The sequence below is a fragment of the Methylobacterium sp. J-118 genome (genome assembly GCF_057836565.1).
In genome coordinates this window covers 1,973,939-1,991,833 of the sequence record NZ_JBYQFA010000001.1, presented here as the reverse complement: position 1 = coordinate 1,991,833, position 17,895 = coordinate 1,973,939, and the positions used below count along the sequence as shown (strand labels likewise).

At 72.7% G+C, this 17,895-nt stretch carries 14 protein-coding genes; 7 read left to right on the top strand and 7 right to left on the bottom strand.

Annotated elements, in window-relative coordinates; translation table 11 throughout:
• Positions 1-114: 114 nt before the first annotated feature.
• From AC3IF3_RS09705 to AC3IF3_RS09695, 3 genes are all read right to left on the bottom strand, one after another.
• Positions 115-1,302 (bottom strand): FAD-binding protein, encoded by a 1,188-nt coding sequence (locus AC3IF3_RS09705; protein WP_489228518.1) that lies wholly within the window; start codon positions 1,300-1,302, stop codon positions 115-117.
• A gap of 137 nt (positions 1,303-1,439) precedes the next feature.
• Positions 1,440-2,882 carry a lipopolysaccharide biosynthesis protein gene (locus AC3IF3_RS09700; protein WP_243970089.1) on the bottom strand — a complete coding sequence of 481 codons (1,443 nt, stop codon included), beginning with the start codon at positions 2,880-2,882 and terminating at the stop codon, positions 1,440-1,442.
• 126 nt (positions 2,883-3,008) lie between these two features.
• On the bottom strand, positions 3,009-5,108 hold the full coding sequence (locus AC3IF3_RS09695; RefSeq protein WP_489228516.1) for a methyl-accepting chemotaxis protein: 2,100 nt from the start codon (positions 5,106-5,108) through the stop codon (positions 3,009-3,011).
• A 322-nt stretch (positions 5,109-5,430) separates the two neighbouring features.
• Between AC3IF3_RS09695 and AC3IF3_RS09690 the strand changes: the two genes are divergently transcribed.
• A complete protein-coding gene (locus tag AC3IF3_RS09690; RefSeq protein ID WP_489228514.1) occupies positions 5,431-5,667 on the top strand; it encodes a hypothetical protein in 237 nt (78 codons plus the stop codon).
• On the opposite strand, the gene AC3IF3_RS09685 is transcribed toward AC3IF3_RS09690, so the two are convergent.
• Positions 5,649-6,155: a GNAT family N-acetyltransferase gene (locus tag AC3IF3_RS09685; RefSeq protein WP_489228512.1), complete on the bottom strand. Its 507-nt coding sequence runs from the start codon at positions 6,153-6,155 to the stop codon at positions 5,649-5,651. The genes AC3IF3_RS09690 and AC3IF3_RS09685 overlap by 19 nt on opposite strands.
• Positions 6,156-6,862: 707 nt before the next feature.
• Between AC3IF3_RS09685 and AC3IF3_RS09680 the strand changes: the two genes are divergently transcribed.
• The 5 genes from AC3IF3_RS09680 (at position 6,863) to AC3IF3_RS09660 (ending at position 12,493) form a co-directional block, all read left to right on the top strand.
• The gene (locus tag AC3IF3_RS09680) at positions 6,863-8,029 is read left to right on the top strand and encodes a type III PLP-dependent enzyme (RefSeq protein WP_489215488.1); all 1,167 of its coding nucleotides are present in this window, start codon (positions 6,863-6,865) and stop codon (positions 8,027-8,029) included.
• Between the two features lie 226 nt (positions 8,030-8,255).
• Entirely contained in the window at positions 8,256-8,807 is a 552-nt protein-coding gene (locus tag AC3IF3_RS09675) for a GNAT family N-acetyltransferase (protein WP_243970098.1), read from the top strand.
• Positions 8,808-9,010: 203 nt separating this feature from the next.
• Positions 9,011-10,024, top strand: coding sequence for an N-acetyltransferase DgcN (dgcN, locus tag AC3IF3_RS09670; RefSeq protein WP_489215485.1), 1,014 nt, complete (start codon positions 9,011-9,013; stop codon positions 10,022-10,024).
• Position 10,025: 1 nt separating this feature from the next.
• Complete coding sequence (gene dgcA, locus AC3IF3_RS09665; RefSeq protein ID WP_489215483.1) at positions 10,026-11,009, top strand: N-acetyl-D-Glu racemase DgcA; 984 nt, start codon at positions 10,026-10,028, stop codon at positions 11,007-11,009.
• 434 nt (positions 11,010-11,443) lie between these two features.
• On the top strand, positions 11,444-12,493 hold the full coding sequence (locus AC3IF3_RS09660; RefSeq protein ID WP_243970102.1) for a ketopantoate reductase family protein: 1,050 nt from the start codon (positions 11,444-11,446) through the stop codon (positions 12,491-12,493).
• Positions 12,494-12,672: 179 nt separating this feature from the next.
• On the opposite strand, the gene AC3IF3_RS09655 is transcribed toward AC3IF3_RS09660, so the two are convergent.
• Positions 12,673-13,011 carry a DUF1491 family protein gene (locus AC3IF3_RS09655; RefSeq protein WP_489215480.1) on the bottom strand — a complete coding sequence of 113 codons (339 nt, stop codon included), beginning with the start codon at positions 13,009-13,011 and terminating at the stop codon, positions 12,673-12,675.
• A gap of 478 nt (positions 13,012-13,489) precedes the next feature.
• On the opposite strand from AC3IF3_RS09655, the gene AC3IF3_RS09650 reads away from it, so the two are divergent.
• A complete protein-coding gene (locus AC3IF3_RS09650) occupies positions 13,490-14,623 on the top strand; it encodes an acyltransferase family protein (protein WP_489228510.1) in 1,134 nt (377 codons plus the stop codon).
• A gap of 40 nt (positions 14,624-14,663) precedes the next feature.
• On the opposite strand, the gene AC3IF3_RS09645 is transcribed toward AC3IF3_RS09650, so the two are convergent.
• Positions 14,664-16,808, bottom strand: a complete 2,145-nt coding sequence (locus AC3IF3_RS09645) for a helicase-related protein (RefSeq protein ID WP_489228508.1) — start codon at positions 16,806-16,808, stop codon at positions 14,664-14,666.
• Between the two features lie 146 nt (positions 16,809-16,954).
• Entirely contained in the window at positions 16,955-17,842 is an 888-nt protein-coding gene (gene gcvA, locus AC3IF3_RS09640) for a transcriptional regulator GcvA (protein ID WP_243970109.1), read from the bottom strand.
• Positions 17,843-17,895 lie beyond the last annotated feature (53 nt).

Genomic DNA, 17,895 nt, shown 5'->3' with positions numbered 1-17,895 from the left:
CCTCCCCCTTGCGGGGAGGAGTGGGAGGTGGGGGTGGCTCAGGATCGAGCGCTGCGGTGCCTCCTGCACCACCCCCACCCCTGGCCCCTCCCCGCAGGGGGGAGGGGATTAACCTCACACCTGCGCGTACATCCGGCCCGGGTTGAGCACGCCGGCGGGATCGTGCGCGGCCTTGATCCCCGCGCCGAGCCGCATCAACGGCTCGGCGAGCGGCTGGAACACCGGCACGGCGGCGCGCACCGCGTCGGGGGCGCGCACCAGCGTGGCGTGGCCGCCCTGGGCCTGCACCGCCTGCCGCACCGGCGCGGCGCCGGCATCGCCGTCGGCGCCGGTGGCGAGCCAGATCAGGCCGCCGCCCCAGTCGTAGAACCAGCGCGCGTCCCGCTCGGCCGCGACCGCCGCCGCCAGGGCCGGCCCGCGCGTCGGCGCCGTCGAGATCCGCCACAGGGCGGCGTCCCGGGGCTCGGCGAGCGGGGCGGCGTCGCGCACGGAGCGCCAGAGGGCGCCGCCGGCCGCGCCGTCCACGATCTCCGGCTGGCCGTAGCGCTTGAGCAGGCGGCGCAGCTCCCCCGTCCGGTACGCGATGGAGTCGGAAAACCCCTCGCAGCGCATCAGCGTCCGCGCCTCCGGGGCGCCGATCCCCGCGGGCAGGTGCGCCGCCCCGGTCAGTTCGAAGGGCGAGCCCAGCGCCTCCGACAGCGCCGTCACCGCCCGGGTATCGTCGAGGCCGGAGAACACCAGGGTGGCGACCCGCTCGCTGACCGGCAGGACCTTGAAGGTCACCTCGGTGAGGAGCCCCAGCGTCCCGTGGGCGCCGGCCATCAGCTTCACAAGGTCGAGCCCGGTGACGTTCTTCATCACCCGCCCGCCCGACTTGATCGCCTCGCCCCGGCCGTTGATGAAGCGCACGCCGATCAGGCTGTCCCGGGCCGCCCCGGCATTGATCCGGCGCGGGCCGGCATTGTTGATCGCCGCCACGGCGCCGAGGGTCGGCTCGCCGCCGGTGCCGTAGAGGCCGCGAAAATCCATGGGCTCGAACGGCAGCATCTGGCCCCGGGAGGCGAGCAGCGCCTCGACCTCGGCGAGGGGCGTCCCGGCGCGGGCGGCCACCACCATCTCGGCGGGCTCGTAGAGCGTGACGCCGGTGAGCGCCCGGGCGGAGAGGGTGTCGCTGTCCTGCGCGGGCCGGCCGAGCCCCGCCGCGGTGCCGCCGCCTTCGAGCCGCAGGCGCGCGCCCCGCCCGGCGGCGTCGCGCACGATCGCCCCGGCCTGCGCCTCGGTCTCGGGCTCGTAGACGCCCATCGTTTCCGTCCCGGTGCTGTTTGTATCCGTTCCAGGACGGGTGTCGCCGGAACGGCGACCGGATTCAAGCGGGGGCGGCGTCGCGGGGCCGGCCGGGGCTTTCAGCGGCGGGCTTTTCTCCGCGGCGGCCGGGACGGCTATTCCGCCGCCACCGCCCGCGCCGGATGCAGGCGCGCGCCGACCTGGCGGCGCAGGCCCGCGATGTCGAAGATCCAGACCAGCGCCCCGTAGAGGGCCATCCCGGCCGGGACCAGCACCGCCAGGGCGGTGGCCGGGGGCAGGTGGCGGAACGGCGCCAGCGTCAGGCCCATCGCGGCGCAGGCCAGCGACGCCGCCCCGATCCCGCCCCAGGGCAGGCGGATGCGCTGCGGACCCGTGAGCGCCCGCCCGCCGAGCCAGAGCGCGGCGGCGGCGAGGCCGGCGGTCTGCGCCAGGGCGACCCCGATCCCGCCCATCCGGTCGGGCAGGACCAGCAGGCCGGCGCCGTTGACCGCGAGCCCGACCAGGGCCGCGGCGATCACCGGCAGGGTCCGGCGGCGGATCTGGAAGACCGGGTTGAGGGCGTAGAACATCATCGTCAGGCAGAACAGGCCCGGCATCAGCGCGACGCTGTAGCTCTCGAACGGGCCGCGATAGGCGTCCGGCACCACCAGCGCCTGGAGCGCCGGGAGCACGGCCCAGAAGCCGACCGCGCAGGGCGCCAGCAGCGCGAACACCATGCCGGCATTCCCGGCGACCTGCGCCTCGGCGGCGGCGCGCCCGTGCCGCTCCTCGGCCTGGACGGCGAGCTGGAACAGCAGCAGGTCGAGGGCGGTGCCGAGCGTCATCAGGGCGCGGGCGGTGACGTCGGCCGCCAGGGCGAAGTAGCCGGCCTCCGCGAAGCCGGCCTGGCCCGCGACGGCGCCCCGGTTGACGAAGGCGAGGCACTGATAGGCGGTGTTGGCGGCGATCAGCGGCAGGCCGTAGCGGGCGAAGACCCCCCAGGTCGCCGACAGGCGCGGCCGCTCGAACGGCGTGCGCGGGTCGCGCAGCGGGTGGCGCAGCAGGAGGACCGCGAGGAACTGGCTGAGCCCGGCCGCGGCCAGCACCCAGGCGGGCTGCGGCAGCCACCATGCGGCGGCCGCCATCAGGGCGAAGGCGAGGACGTTCTTGACCGCGACGAGGCCGAGATAGAGCTTCCCGTCGAACCGGGCCCGGGCGAGGGCCGCGTGATAGTCGAAGACGCCGATGCCGAGGGCGGCCAGCCCGGTGCCGCACAGCACCGCCGCGTGCCCGTCCGCGCCGTCGCCGAGACCGAGGGCCCCGCACAGGGCGGCGGCGGCGAGGAGCAGCAGGCCGATGCGCAGATAGGCCCGGTCGAGCCCGTGGCGGATCCAGGGCTCGTCGACCCGCACCCGCCCCGAGTAGAAGCGCGTCGCCGAGAGCCGCAGCCACTCGAACAGCACCGTGTTGAGCACGGTCGCCCCGGTGGTCGCCAGGGCGAACCGGCCGAAATCGGCCGGCCCGAGCAGCTTGGCGATCAGCAGGCCGAGGACGAAGTTGAGCCCGGCATTGATGATGAAGGCGGCGATCACGGCCATGGACGGCAACTCATGAGCGTCGAGGGGCTTCGGGACGGTGTCGGCACGGTAGGGCCGGACGTGTAAGACTCCTTTAACGGGGCGGGAACGGGGCGGGGGCCGGTCGGCCCGGCGCCCGCGTGCCGGTCAGGCGGCCCGGACGGTGTCGAGGAAGCGGGCGACCTCGGCCTCGAGGTGCTCGGACTGGCGCGACAGCGCCGAGGCGGCGTCGAGGACCTGGCTCGCCGCCCGGCCGGTCTCCTCGGCGGTCCCGGCGACGCCCACGATGGTGCTGGTCACCGCGCCGGTGCCCTGGGCGGCCTGGCCGACGTTGCGCACGATCTCCTGCGTGGCCGCGCCCTGCTCCTCCACCGCCGCCGCGATCGAGGTCGCCACGCCGTTGATCTCCTGGATGCGGGTCGTGATCGCGCCGATCGCCGACACGGCCTGGGCCGTCGAGCCCTGGACCCGGGCGATCTGCCCGGCGATCTCCCCGGTGGCCTTGGCGGTCTGCTCGGCCAGCGCCTTCACCTCGGAGGCGACCACCGCAAAACCCCGCCCGGCCACGCCGGCGCGGGCCGCCTCGATCGTGGCGTTGAGCGCCAGCAGGTTGGTCTGGCCGGCGATCGACGAGATCAGCCCGACCACGTCGCCGATCCGGCTGACGGCGCTGTTCAGCTCCTGCACCAGGGCGCCGGTCTGGTCGACCTGGTCGGCCGCGGCCTTCGCGAGGTCCGCCGAACCCTCGACCTGACGGCCGATCTCCCGGACCGAGGTGCCGAGCTCCTCGGCCGCCGCCGCGACCGTGTTGACGTTGCTGGAGGCTTGCTCGGCGGCGGCCGCCACCGTGGTGGACCGGCTGGCGGTCTCGGCCGCGACGCCGCTCATGGTCCGCGCCGTCGCCTGCAGCGCGGTGGCCGCGTCGGCGACGCGGCCGATGATGCTCCCGATCGTCCGCTGAAAGCCCTCGGCCATCTCGCGCATCCCGGCCTTGCGCTGCGCGTCGGTGGCCCGCCGCGCCTGCTCGGCCTGCGCCTCCAGGGCACGGGTGCGAAGCAGGTTGTCCTTGAAGACCTGGACGGCCGCGGCCATCGCGCCGATCTCGTCGCGGCGGTCCCGGAAGGGCACCTCGGCGGCGGCGTCCCCGTCCGCCAGCGCTCGCATCGTCGCGGTCATCCGTCCGATCGGCCGCAGAACCCCGCGGAAGACCGCGAGCAGGCCCAGGCCGACGAGCAGGAGCGAGGCGAGCAACGCCCCGGCATTGCGCAGCAGCGCCGTTTCGGCCTGGCCTTGGAGCGTGCCGGCGCGGGTGATCAGCTCGTCGAGGGCGACAGAGGCGAGGTCCACGATCGTCTGCTGGTCGGCGGTGTTGCGCGTCCGCGATTCCAAGAGGGTGATGCCGGGCGGCGTGTGCTGACTGAACGCATCGAACAGGGCCTGACGGCGCGCCAGGGTCGGCCCCTCGAAATTATGGGCCTTGGCGCTCTGCATCGCGGCCCGGACGGTCTCGGAGATCTCCGACGCACTTGCGGCCACGCGCTGCCACGCCGCCTCCATCCGGCCGAGTTCCCTGGACGCGGCCATGGACTCGGCCAGGGACCACGACGTGCCGGCCGCGAGGGTCGACTGGATGCGCGTGCCGACATCCCCGCTCGCCATGCGCAGCGCCCAGGCGGCGCGCTTGATCGTGAGGTTCCGGCGCAGGACCGGGTCGGACAGGGGAATCGCGGCATCGACGGCGTCGGCGGTGGCGCCGAGGGCGTCGAGCATCGCCTGCCAGGCCGTCCGGGTATCGGCCGGCAGGGCCGCCGCGCGCTGCGCCTTGGGGAGGCGGATGCCCTGGGCGAGGCGGGGGCGCAGGGCCGCGAGCGCCGCCCGGTCTGCCTGGAGCTCGCCGAGCGGTGCCGTGACGGAGGGCAGATCCTGGTCCCGCAGGAGCGTCGCGATGTGCACGACGGCGCTGTCGACCCGCTGGTCATTCGTCTCGAAGTCGGACACCGACGCGGCATCGAGGGGCGTTTCGCTGGCGTTGCCCTGAAGGGCGATGCCGCGCGCGAGGCGCGTCGCCAGCAGACCCTGGAGCGCGGTGCGGCTCACCTGCGTCAGGGTCCCGACCCTGGCCGCCTCCCGGGCTTGTTCATGCACCTCCATCAGCGCGATCGTCGCGTAGCTCATCACAATGAGGCCCATCGCGCTCAGGACGAGGCACATCGTCGTGCGGATCGAAACTCCTTTTGGAAGACGCATGTTCAGACCTCGACGCAAGGGCGCATTGAAATTGAATCCGGTACTCTGTTAGCACACAGTGGTTGTCGCTTCGTTCATATTGTGCAAAGAGTTGAAATACCAACGTAGCACGATGTCTAAACAAAGCATAGCGTTTTGCGTTCTGATCGTAAATTGCAGTACATACTTCAAGTATCCGGAATTTATATTGATATCCAGCAATTGAGATCAGTATTATTGATCCAAAGCCCTTTGCATCCGTAAGGCGGCGGATGTTCCGCCCTTCCGCGGATGAACAATCCTGCAGCGTCCGTGCCGCGCCGTGGTGGCGGCCGAGGTGAAGATGCTGGCCGAACAGACCGCGAAGGCCACGCACGACAGCGCCGCCCAGGTCGCCGGGATCCGGGAGGGCACGCGGCGCGCGGTCGGCGCCAACGAGGCGGTGTCCGGCCTGATGGCGGCGATCCTGACGGCGGCCGCCGGCGCGATCGCCCGCAGCGGGCTCGCCATTGCGCGCACTGTGCGTTCCCAGGCGCCGGAGATCGACGCGCGGACCCGGTGCTACAGCGCGCGCTCGTAGCGCCACGCCTCCATGCCGTCCTCGTAATAGTCGGGACGCACCGCGAAGCGGACATAGCCCCAGCGCTCGTAGAGGCGGATGCCGGCGCCGTTGTCGGCCCGCACTTCCAGCCGCAGGCGGTCGCAGCCATGGGCGCGGGCCTGCGCCTCGGCGGCGTCGAGGATCTTTCCGCCGAGCCCGAGGCCGCCGCGGTTCGGCGCGACCGCGATCGAGGCCAGGCGGGCGATGCGGCTGCCGCGCCGCCGCTCCAGCACCGCGGCGCCGACGAGGACCGGATCCGGGGCGCCGTCCGGCACGTCGAGCAGGGCCGCCAGGACGTCCATGGTCGGCGACAGGATCGCGTGGCGGATCGCCCGGCGCTCGGCCCGGTCGGTGGCGAAGGCGGCGTGTTCCAGGGCGACGAGGGCGTCGAGGTCGGCGAGCGTGGCGGCGCGGATCACCGGCTCCGGGAGATCGACGGCGACCGCGTGGCGGATCGGGGCGCTCACGCCCGCGCCGTCGCGGTGGATCTGCTCGCCCCGCCCATCGCTCACCCGCCTGCATACGCCACGCTCGCCGTCAGATGCCCGCTTCCGCCCCGCTTGGGAAGCCCGCCCGGCCCCCCGGGATGCGCCGTTTTTGCAACGGACGGCCCGGGGGGTGGATTTCCGGCTGAAAAGCGGCTGCTGCAGGTTGTATTGCCCTTGCCGATACGGGGGCGGCCCCGTATATGCCGCTTGCCCAATTTCGCACGTGCCTGTGGCCGCGTGTCGGTTGGTGGGCATCCGGTCAACTGCCGGACAGCCGCCAGGGGTCTTAAAGGATCGATGGTCGCAAGGGTGGATCCCTACGGCCGGCATCCAGGTGGCAACACCGGACCCCGACAACAACCGGCAGCCGGAGGCGAAACCGGCGAACCCCGCTCTCCACGGGGGACGCAGCTTAAAGCAACGACGAACGGGCTTTTTTGGTCTCGTCGGCCCTCCAAAGGCCGGCACCGAAGAGGCTTGTTTCTCTTTGCCCGGCGTGCGGTGGGGGTCCTCCCTTCCAATCCACGGCAGCTTCCGGGTGCCTTGCGCCCGCACGGATGCACGCGTCTCCACACCGCGTGAGTCTGCGCGACGCTTCGCCCCCTGACGCCGGCGGCCTGTCAGGCCGTCACCTTCGACAGCGCGCCCCGCGAAGGGCGCACGCGAACCCGTGCCGGGAGACGACCATGACCGACCGCATCCGTGACTACCTGCGCGTGCGCCGCGACCTCGGTCAGGACGAGGGGCCCGTGATGGTCCTCGACCTCGATGTCGTGCGCGACAACTACACCGCCTTCGCCCGGGCCCTGCCGGATACCCGCGTGTTCTACGCCGTGAAGGCGAACCCGGCCCCCGAGGTGCTGCGCCTGCTCGCCGAGATGGGCTCCTGCTTCGACACCGCCTCGGTGGCCGAGATGGAGATGGTGCTCGCCGCCGGCGCCACCGCCGACCGGATCTCCTTCGGCAACACCATCAAGAAGGAGCGCTGCATCGGCCGCGCCCTCGCGCTCGGCATCCGCCTGTTCGCGGTCGACTGCCAGGCCGAGGTCGAGAAGATCGCCCGGGCCGCCGAGACCGTGGGCGTGCCGGCCGCCGAGGTGCGGGTGTTCTGCCGCATCCTGTGCGACGGCGCCGGCGCCGACTGGCCGCTCTCGCGCAAGTTCGGCTGCGTGCCCGAGATGGCCGCGGACGTGCTGGAGCACGCCCATCGCCAGGGGCTCGAGGCCTATGGCATCTCGTTCCACGTCGGCTCGCAGCAGGGCAACACCGAGGCCTGGGACGGGGCGCTCGGCTCCGCGGCGGCGGTGTTCCACGAGTGCGCGGAGCGCGGCATCGGCCTGTCGATGGTCAATCTCGGCGGCGGCTTCCCCACCCAGTATCTCAAGGCGGTCCCGGGGGTGGAGAGCTACGGCGAGGCGATCTTCCGCGGCCTGACCAAGCATTTCGGCAACCGGATCCCCGAGACGATCATCGAGCCGGGCCGGGGCATGGTCGGCAATGCCGGCCTGATCGAGGCCGAGGTGGTGCTGGTGTCGAAGAAGTCCGCGCAGGCCGACGAGGTGCGCTGGGTCTATCTCGACATCGGCAAGTTCGGCGGGCTGGCCGAGACCATGGACGAGGCGATCCGCTACCCGATCCGCACCGCGCGGGACGGGGAGCAGACCGAGCCCTGCGTCATCGCCGGGCCGACCTGCGACTCGGTGGACGTGCTCTACGAGCGGCAGCTCTACCCGCTGCCGGTCTCGCTCTCGATCGGCGACAAGGTGCTGATCGAGGGGGCGGGCGCCTACACCACCACCTACGCGGCGGTGGCCTTCAACGGCTTCCCGCCCCTCCAGCAGATCGTGATCTGATCGCGCCGGCCGCCCGGGATGCTCCGGGCGGCCTCCATCCAGGACCGTTCCCGGTGGGTGGGCCGCGGCAGGGTGTGGACGCACGGATTCCGTTCGTCCGGAACCATCCTGCGGTCATGCGGCGTTAAGGGCCGCCGTCGCTTCTCAGGACGCGACGGCCAGGCCCGATCGCCTGCCGAGACGATCCATCGCTTCTCCCGCATGCCGGCCCGGGGAGGGCACAGCCATGATCGAGATCCGCGCGGAGCACGGCCACGACGTCCCGGCGCGTGAGCGCCTGCTCGACGCGTGCTTTGCCGGCAATCGACGTGCCAAGACTTCGGAGCGCCTGCGCGAGGGACGGCTGCCGGCCCGCGGCCTCGCCTTCGCGGCGACCCGCGCCGGCCGGCTCGTCGGCACCCTGCGGCTGTGGCATGTCGAGGCCGGGCTCGCCCGGCCGGCGCTGCTGCTCGGGCCGCTCGCGGTCGATCCGGCGATCCAGGGCCAGGGGCTCGGCTCGGTGATGATGCAGGCCGCGCTGGGCCGGGCGGAGGCCCTCGGCCACGGCGCCGTGCTGCTGGTCGGCGACGCGCCCTATTACGCCCGCTTCGGCTTCGCGGGGGCGCTGGCGGAGGCGCTGACCCTGCCGGGGCCGTTCGAGCGCGCGCGCTTCCTCGGGCTCGAACTGCGTCCGGGTGCGCTGGCGGGGGCCGAGGGCATGGTCCGGCCGACGGGCGTCCTCGCCCCGGTCGAGCGGGTGGCGGACGAGGCCGCGGCCGGGCGACGACGCGCCGCCTGAGCGAGGCGTCCGCCTGCCGCCGGGATGAGGGCGGTCCGCCCGAGCGCGACCGCATCCCCAGCGGGGTCTCCGGCTCGGGCGCGGTGCCGGCATGCGCCGAATGGCGGCCCGGTCCACCGTCCTGGCCGCCATCGTGCATTGCGCCGGACGGGCCAGATCCCGCATAGACGGGGCGCCGGCCTCCCGAGAAGGTGTCCCGTCCGATGCAGATCGCCACGCCCTACCTGATGTTCCTGGGTGACGTGCCCGACACGCTGGCGGCCAAGACCGCCTACGGCATCAAGGACTGGCGCCCGGACTGGTGCATCGGCCAGATGCGGCTCCCGGGCTGCGCCGCCGATCTCGGCATCCCCGACATGACCCTGCCGGAGGCCCTGGCCAAGGGCTGCCGGACCCTGGTGATCGGCGTCGTCAACGCCGGCGGCGTGCTGCCCGACCATTGGGTAAAGGAGATCGTCGCGGCGATCGAGGCCGGCCTCGACGTGGCGAGCGGCCTGCACGTCAAGCTCGGCGCGGTGCCGGCCATCGCCGAGGCGGCGGCCCGGCGCGGCCGCCAGCTCCACGACGTGCGCCACACCGACGAGCGCTTCCCCACCGGCAAGGGCACGAAACGCGCGGGCCGGCGCCTGCTGACCGTGGGCACCGACTGCTCGGTGGGCAAGAAATACACCGTGCTGGCCCTGGAGCGGGGCATGCGCGAGCGCGGCCTCGACGCGGATTTCCGCGCCACCGGCCAGACCGGCGTGTTCATCTCCGGCCGGGGCGTGGCCATCGATGCCGTGGTGGCCGACTTCATCTCCGGCGCGGTCGAGACGATCTCGCCGGAGGCCGCCCCGCATCACTGGGACCTGATCGAGGGGCAGGGCTCGCTGTTCCACCCGTCCTTCGCGGGCGTGAGTCTCGGCCTGCTGCACGGCGCCCAGGCCGACGCCTTCGTGGTCTGCCACGAGCCGACCCGCACGACGATGCGCGGCGTGCAGCATCCGCTGCCGACGATCCGGCAGGTCATCGACCTCACCGTGCAGCTCGGCAGCCTGACCAACCCGGGGATCAAGCCGGTGGGCATCGCGGTGAACACGCAGGCGCTCGCCGAGGACGAGGCCCGGGCCCTCCTGGACACGCTCGGGTCCGAGCACGGCCTGCCCGCCACCGACCCGGTGCGCTTCGGCGTCGCCGGGCTGGTCGACCGGATCGTCGCCGACTTCCCGGAGGCCTGACATGGGCCGCCGCCTGAGCCTCTCGGTGGAGCGTTTCCCGATCGCCGGCGCCTTCACGATCTCCCGCGGCAGCCGCACCGAGATCGCCGTGGTGGTGGCCACCATCACGGACGAGAACGGCGTCGGGCGCGGGGAATGCGTGCCCTATCCCCGCTATGGCGAGAGCGTCGAGAGCGTGGTCGCGCTGATCGAGGGGCAGGGGGAAGCCATCGCGGCCGGGATCGGCCGGGACGAGCTGATGACGCGGATGAAGGCGGGGGCGGCGCGCAACGCCCTCGACTGCGCGCTGTTCGACCTGGAAGCCAAGCTCCAGGGCCGCCCGGCCTGGGCCATCGCCGGGCTGCCCGAACCCCGGCCGGCGATCACCGCCTACACGCTGAGCCTCGGCACGCCGGAGAGCATGGGCGAGGCCGCCCGCAAGGCCGCCCACCGGCCGCTCCTGAAGGTGAAGCTCGGCGGGACCGGGGACCCGGAGCGGATCGCCGCCGTCCGGGCCGGCGCGCCGGAGTCCCGGCTGATCGTCGACGCCAACGAGGCGTGGCGGCCGGAGACCGTGGAGGCCAACCTCGACGCCTGCCTGAGGGCCGGCGTCGCGCTGATCGAGCAGCCGCTGCCGGCCGACGCCGATGCGCTGCTCGCCGGGATCCCGCATCCGGTCCCGGTCTGCGCCGACGAGAGCCTGCACGACCGCGCCGGCCTCGACGCGCTCGCCGGGCGCTACGACGCGATCAACATCAAGCTCGACAAGACCGGCGGCCTGACCGAGGCGGTGCTGCTCGCCCGGGAGGCGAAGGGGCGGGGCCTCGCGATCATGGTCGGCTGCATGCTCGGCACCTCGCTCGGCATGGCGCCGGCGGCGCTCCTGGCCGAGGGGGCCGAGTTCGTGGATCTCGACGGTCCGCTGCTGCTCGCCCGCGACCGCGCGCCGCCGCTGCGCTACGAGGGCAGCCTGATGCATCCGCCGACGCCGGAACTGTGGGGATAGGGATCGCGCTGACCGGCGGATCAACCGGTCTGGGCACGGCCTCGATGACGGAGCGCCGCAGACCCCCTCTCCCGCACTGGAGAGGGGGCCGGTCGCGCTGCGTCATGAGCCGAGTGCCTTGAACGTGTGTCGCCCTTCGCCCGTGCGGGGAGGAGAGAACACCTCGGCCAGCGATCTGTGAACATCATAGCTCGTACGGGGGAGGGGACCCGCGCCGCGTTCTTTGCATCCGAGAGGCATCCGAGCGTCTCCGAACCCGCGTCTCCCATCGTCCGATCGGACATCGGAGCAGGTTGGGATCAGGTATACCAGAAGGCTTGCCTTCTCCCCGCCCCGCTGCCATCCATCGGTCAAGCGATGGGGCCGAGCGTCGACGCCCAGGACCCCGGCAGCCCGACAACAACAGCAAAACCAATATGCTGGGGAGGACCGACATGGCCAAGAACATCCTGATCCTGGGGGCCTCCTACGGCTCGCTCCTGGGCACCAAGCTCCTGATGGCCGGTCACAACGTGACCCTGGTCTGCCGCAGGAAGACCGCCGACCTGATCAACCGCGACGGCACCGAGGTCCGGATCAAGCTCCGCGACGAGAAGGAGCACCGGTCGATCCATTCGCGCGACCTGCCGGGCAAGGTCGACGCGATGCCGCCGGAGGACGTCGACGTGGCGCGCTACGACCTCGTCGGCCTCGCCATGCAGGAGCCGCAATACAACAACCACACGATCCGCGTGCTGATGATCAAGATCGCGGCAGCGAAGCTGCCGTGCCTGTCGATCATGAACATGCCGCCGCTGCCCTACCTCAAGCGGATCCCGGGGCTCGCCGCCATGGATCTCGAGGACGCCTACACCAATGCCGGCGTCTGGGACCGGTTCGAGCCGGGTCTGGTGACGCTCTGCTCCCCCGATCCGCAGGCGTTCCGGCCCCCGGAGGAGGAGGCCAACGTCCTCCATGTCGGGCTGCCGACGAACTTCAAGGCCGCGACCTTCGCGGACGAGGGCCACAACGCGCTGCTCCGGGAGCTCGAGGCCGATATCGACGCCGTCCGCCTCGACGGGCACGACGTGCCGGTGAAGCTCAAGGTGTTCGACTCGCTGTTCGTGCCGCTGGCGAAGTGGTCGATGCTGCTCACCGGCAATTACCGCTGCATCACCCCGGGCGAGCCGCAATCGATCCACGACGCCGTGCACGGCGATCTCGCCCGCTCGCGGGCGATCTACGAGCATGTCGACGGGATCGCCCGGAAGCTCGGTGCCGACCCGGCCGATCAGGTGCCGTTCGAGAAATACGCCAAGGCTGCCGAGAGCCTGCTGAAGCCGTCCTCGGCCGCCCGCGCGGTGGCGAACGGCGCCCCCTACATCGAGCGGGTCGATCTGCTGGTGAAGCTGATCTCGCATCAGCTCGGCGAGCCCAGCGCCGAGATCGACCGCACGGTCGCGACCGTCGACCGCAAGCTCGACGAGCGCATCATCGAGGGCTGACGGATCCCGTCGCGTGCGGGCCGGGCGCGACGCCGAGCGGTGTCGCGCCATCCACTCCGTCATCACGAGCGCAGCGAAGTAACCTGGGGCGAAGTAACCTGGGGCGGCCCGACACCGGTCGCCGGGGTGCCACGGGATCGCTTCGCTGGACGCGCAGAGGCGGTCAGCGGGCCTTCATATCACTCCGCCAAGTCCAGGAAATGGCGGCCCTGGCGGTCGTCGATCTCGACGATCCAGAGGTCGGAATCGAATCGGATCTCCTTGGTCAGGCGCTCCTCCACGTCGAGCGGGCTGCCGCCGGTGACGATGGCGGCGAAGCGGCGATCCCCGCTCTCCTCCGCCTCGAACAGGGCCTGGGGCGCCGGCCCGTAGAGATCGGCGCTGCCGTCGAGGCGGTCGACCTTCACGAAGATCGCCCCCGCCTCCGGCGAACCGCGCCGGCGCAGCACCGCCGGGACGCCCGCGACGCCGAGGCGGCGCAGATGGGCCGAGACCCAGAAATCGGAGCGCAGGCGCATGCGGCGTTAGACCTTTCGAGATGCCGGTTCCGGCGCGGTGACCAACGCCCCAGCGGCGATGGATCGGCCTGCACCGCGGGACGCGACGCGGGGCCGCGTCCGGGGGGCGACGAGAGTCACACAACGTCCGCCGCGTGTCTCCCTCTCCCCGCACGCCTACGGGCTACACAGGTTCAAGGCACGCGGCTCATGACGCGGCGCGACAGGCCCTCTCTCCCGTGCAGAAGAGGGGGGGGGGCCTGTCGCGCCGTCCCGAACCGATCTGCGAGCATCGTCGCCCCCCGGTCGGGGCCGGTCCCGTATCCCGCCCGCGATGCGATCGATGGACGGGATCTCGCCCGGCGCTCTTAACCGTCCCGATACAGTTTCGGGGATGAACATCGATTCGCCCGTCACGGTGCAGGGAACCGATTTACTGTGCCCGGACCGGTTCGCTGCCCACGATGCAGCCCGACCCTCCGGTTGCACGGGTGGAGCGATGCGCGGCACACGGCTCGGCTATATCGATACGATCCGCGGCCTGGCCGCCCTGGCGGTCATCTACTTCCACGTCGCCGATCACCTGCTGAAGACCGGCCAGGCAGGGGCGGGGATCGAGTCGGTCCTGTTCGTGGCGCTCACGCAGTGGATCGATCTCGGGAAGGTGGCGGTGGTGATGTTCTTCGCCGTCTCCGGCTTCGTGGTCCCCTACTCGCTCGACGGGCGCAGCCGGACCCCCGTCCGGGACTTCGCGATCAGCCGGTTCTTCCGCCTCTATCCGGTCTACTGGCTCTCGATTCCGCTCGGGATCTACGCCTTCTACGTCGTGCCGGGCCGCGGCATCCCGGTGGCGACCGTGCTGGCCAACCTGACGATGCTCCAGCAATTCGCCGGGATCGAGAACGTCATCGGCCTGTACTGGACCCTGCAGATCGAGCTGATCTTCTACGGCCTCTGCGTGCTGCTGTTCTGCGCCGGGCTCCTCCAGCGGACGCGCGGCGTCGCCGGCGCCGCCGTGGCGATGCTGGGCGCGGCCATCCTCATGGCGGTCGCCCGCCACCAGCTCGGCAAGGCCCTCCCGGTGGCGCTCCCCCTCGCCCTGGCGATCATGCTCTGGGGAACCCTCTGGCGCCGCTGGCACGTCGAGGGGCAGGCGGAGGCGCGGCGCGCCGCCCTCGGCGTCCTGGCCCTGATCGTTCTCGCCGTCCCGGTCGTCTCGGTGCTGGCCTACGGGCGCGATCTCGGATTCGGCGAGACGTGGTACCGCTACACCGCCACCTACTGGGCGGCCCTCGGGCTGTTCGCCCTGATGACCACGCGCGGCCGGATCGAGGCGCCGGTCTTCGCCTGGCTGGGGGCGCTGAGCTACGGCCTCTACCTGTTCGGCCCGATCGCGCAGGAGGCGGTGAGCGCCGCCGCCCGGTCCGTGAAGCTCACGGGCCACGGCCACGCGCTGATCGCCGCGGCGATGCTGGTGGCCGTGGCCTGCGCGGCGCCGGTCCATCGCTTCGTCGAGCGGCCCAGCATCCGCCTCGGCCGGCGCCTGATCGCGGACCTCCACCGGGACCGGGCCGCCGGGGCCGTATCACCGTCCCCCGCGGGGGCTTCGTCCCGCGTCGGGACGGCGTCCTGACCGGGTCTCGCGTCGGAACCCCGCGCGCCGCAGCCGTCGGTCACCGCGCCCCGGCGCTGCGGCGGGTGCGCCGTTCCGCCTTGCGGGTCGCGGTCTCCCGCAGGTGCTGCTCGATGGCGTCGTTGGCCCGGCCGCGCATGTGCCGGATCGCCTCCACGTCGTCGAAGGTCTCGGGGAAGCGCCGCGACAGCCAGAGATAGGCGCTCGCGAGCTTCACGGTCCGCTCCTGGTAGTCGAGGGCGCCGGTGAGGTTCCCCCGCAGCGCCGGCACCGTCTGGCCGCCCGCCCGCGCCTGACACCAGCGCTCCAGCAGGCCCATGGCGATCTCGTCGCGCCGGTTGATCGGGCAGACCGAGAAGGCGAACTTCTCCTCGATCGGCAGCCGCGCCCGGTCGACCGTGCGGGCGACCTCCAGCACCTCCTCCAGGGCCGAGGGCTGGAACGGCGAGCCCGCGTAGAAGGTCGCCCGGGCGAAATGCGTCAGCACCTCGTGGAGGCTGTGCGTGCGCATCTCCGCGGCCACCGAGCGGATCGCCCCGAGATCCGGGCGGACATAGAAGCGCGTGTCGGCCGCCGGCGCCGTGGGCGCCCCCGACAGGGCGGTCCGGATCGGCTCGACGGCGACGGGGTCGGTCGCCGCCACGTAGCCGACATCCTGGTGGCCGTAGCGGCCCGCCCGGCCGGCGATCTGCCGGATCTCGGAATGGGTGAGCGCCCGCTCGGCGCTCCCGTCCCACTTGCGCACCGCCGAGAACACGACCCGCTTGAGCGGCCCGAGGTTGAGCCCCATGCCGATCGCGTCGGTGGTGACCAGCACGTCGGCCTCGCCCGCGCGGAAGCGGGCGGCCTCGGCCCGGCGGACCTCCGGCGACAGGGCGCCGTAGATCGTCGCCACCCGGTGGCCCCTGGCCACCAGGATCTCGCGGTTCTCGTGCACCGCCCGGCGGGAGAAGGCCACGACCGCGTCGCCGGGCTCGACCTTCTCCAGGGGCACCGGCGCCTCCAGCAGGAGCAGCGGCGACTTGCGGGTGAAGGGGATCACCTCCAGGGATTCGTTGGCCGCCTCCGCGGCGCGGCGGACATACGACAGGGCGTCGTCGGAGCCGCAGACGATCACGGTCCGGGCGGCGACGCCGAACAGGGCGTTGCTCCAGGCCCAGCCCCGGTCGGGATCCGACAGCATCTGGATCTCGTCGATCACCGCCACGTCGATCGGCCGGGTCAGGTCGGCGGTCTCGATGGTGCGGGCGGTGTGGGTCGGATCGGGCTCGCCCAGCACCTCCTCGCCGGTGATCATGCCGGCGCGCAGGCCCCGCTCGCGCAGGGCCTCGTAGTTCTCCAGCGCCAGGAGCCGCAGCGGCGCGAGGTAGGCGCCGGTCTCCGCCGCCGTCAGGTGCTGGAGCGCCGCGTAGGTCTTGCCGGAATTGGTCGGCCCCATGTGGAACAGGATTTTCCGGTTGAGGCGCCGGGCGGCGGTGAACCGCTCGATATAGGCGCCGAAGCCGACCTGATCGCGCAGGCGGCGCAGGCGCGAGCCCTCGCGGGCCACCGCCTTGGCGTGCCGGCGCACGGGGGTGAGCGTGTCGTTCAGGGCACGGGCGAGCTTCGGGCCGTAGGTGAACACCCGGGACCGAAGCGACCGGTCCATATGGGCGATGTAGGCGGCGGCATCCGCCCCGACCTCGCGCAGGTCGACGAGGATCTGCGCCCGCAGCCCGTCCACGGGCTTGTGCAGGGCGCGGACCGCCTGGAGCGCGGTCTGCGCCACGGCGGCGCGCAGGGCCTCCAGGCGATGCGCCGGGTCGTTCCGGGCCGCCATCCGGGCGAGGATCTCGGCCGCCTCCGGGTCGGGGGCGATGTCGAGCCGCAGGTCCAGGCGGCCGTTGTCGAGGAGCGGGATCTCGGTCCGGATCAGCCACGTGATCCGGTGGTCCTTCGTGACGACGGCCCGCAGGGCGGGAATCGCCCTCCGGACCGCCGGGACCCCGGTCTCGGCGAAGACCCGGGCCGCCCGCATCGCGCGCAGCGCCCCGGCGACCCGCGCGTCCTCCACCTCCGCGCCGTAGTCGGGCAGTTCGAGATGGGCGAGCAGCCGGTCGAGATCGACGGCGTCCGGCGACAGGCCGAGCCGCCCCAGGGATTCGATCAGGCTGTCGATCGTCGGGCGGAGACGCTTGCGCGCCATGCGGTCACCTCTGGCAGCGGCGTCTCACGCCAACCCGGACGTGGTCGGGGGCGTTCCGAGCGCCACCATGCGCCGGGACGCGCCGGCGCGCCACGCCGGATTCGCCGCCGCTCCGGGTCGCTTCGCTGCGCGCGCGAGGACGACCCTCATGGCCGCCGGGCCGCTTCGGCGAGCCACCCGCAGAAGGCCCGGACCGCCGGATCCTCCGCCCGGGGCTCCGGGACGTAGGTGTAGTAGCTCCGCGCCGGCAGCGCCGGGCCGGCGAAGGGCAGGGTCAGACGGCCGGCCGCCACGTCGTCGGCGATCAGGCGCTCGGGACCCATGGCGACCCCGAGCCCGTCGAGGGCGGCCTGGAGCGTCAGGTAGAAATGCTCCAGCGTCACCGAGGCCTGGGGCTCCAGGTCCGGCACCCCCGCCGCCCGCAGCCAGTCCGGCCAGACCCGCGGCAGCGTCGCCGCGTGCAGGAGCGTGTGCCGGGCGAGCTGTTCCGGCGTCGCGAGGGGGAGGCGCCGCAGCAGTGCCGGGCTGCAGACGGGGATGCGCCGCTCCGAGAGGAACGGCTCGGCGACATGGCCCGGGCGCGCGTCCGGGCCGCCCCGGATCGCCACGTCGAACGGGTCCGTCAGCTGCGCCAGGGGCACGTTGGAGGTGGTCAGCCGCACCTCGATCGCCGGGTTGGCCCGCTGGAAGCCGGACAGGCGCGGGATCAGCCAGCGCAGGGTGAAGGTCGCCAGCGCGTTGACGTGCAGCAGGCGCGGGCGGCCCCGCTCCGCCTGCCGGGCCGTGGCGAGGGCGATCCGGTCGAGGGCGGCGCCGATCTCGGCGGCGTAGGCGGTGCCGGCCTCAGTGAGGACGACGCGCCGGTTGTGGCGCTCGAAGAGCGGCAGCCCCAGCCAGGCCTCGAGCATCTGCACCTGCCGGCTCACCGCCCCGTGGGTGACGTGCAGCTCGTCCGCCGCGCGGGTGAAGCTGCCGTGGCGGGCGGCGGCCTCGAAGGCCTTCACGGCGTTGAGCGGCGGCAGGCGGCGATGCATAGGTCAGGTTTCCTCACGCGAGCGTCAGCATAAGTCGTTTGTCAGGCTCGAAC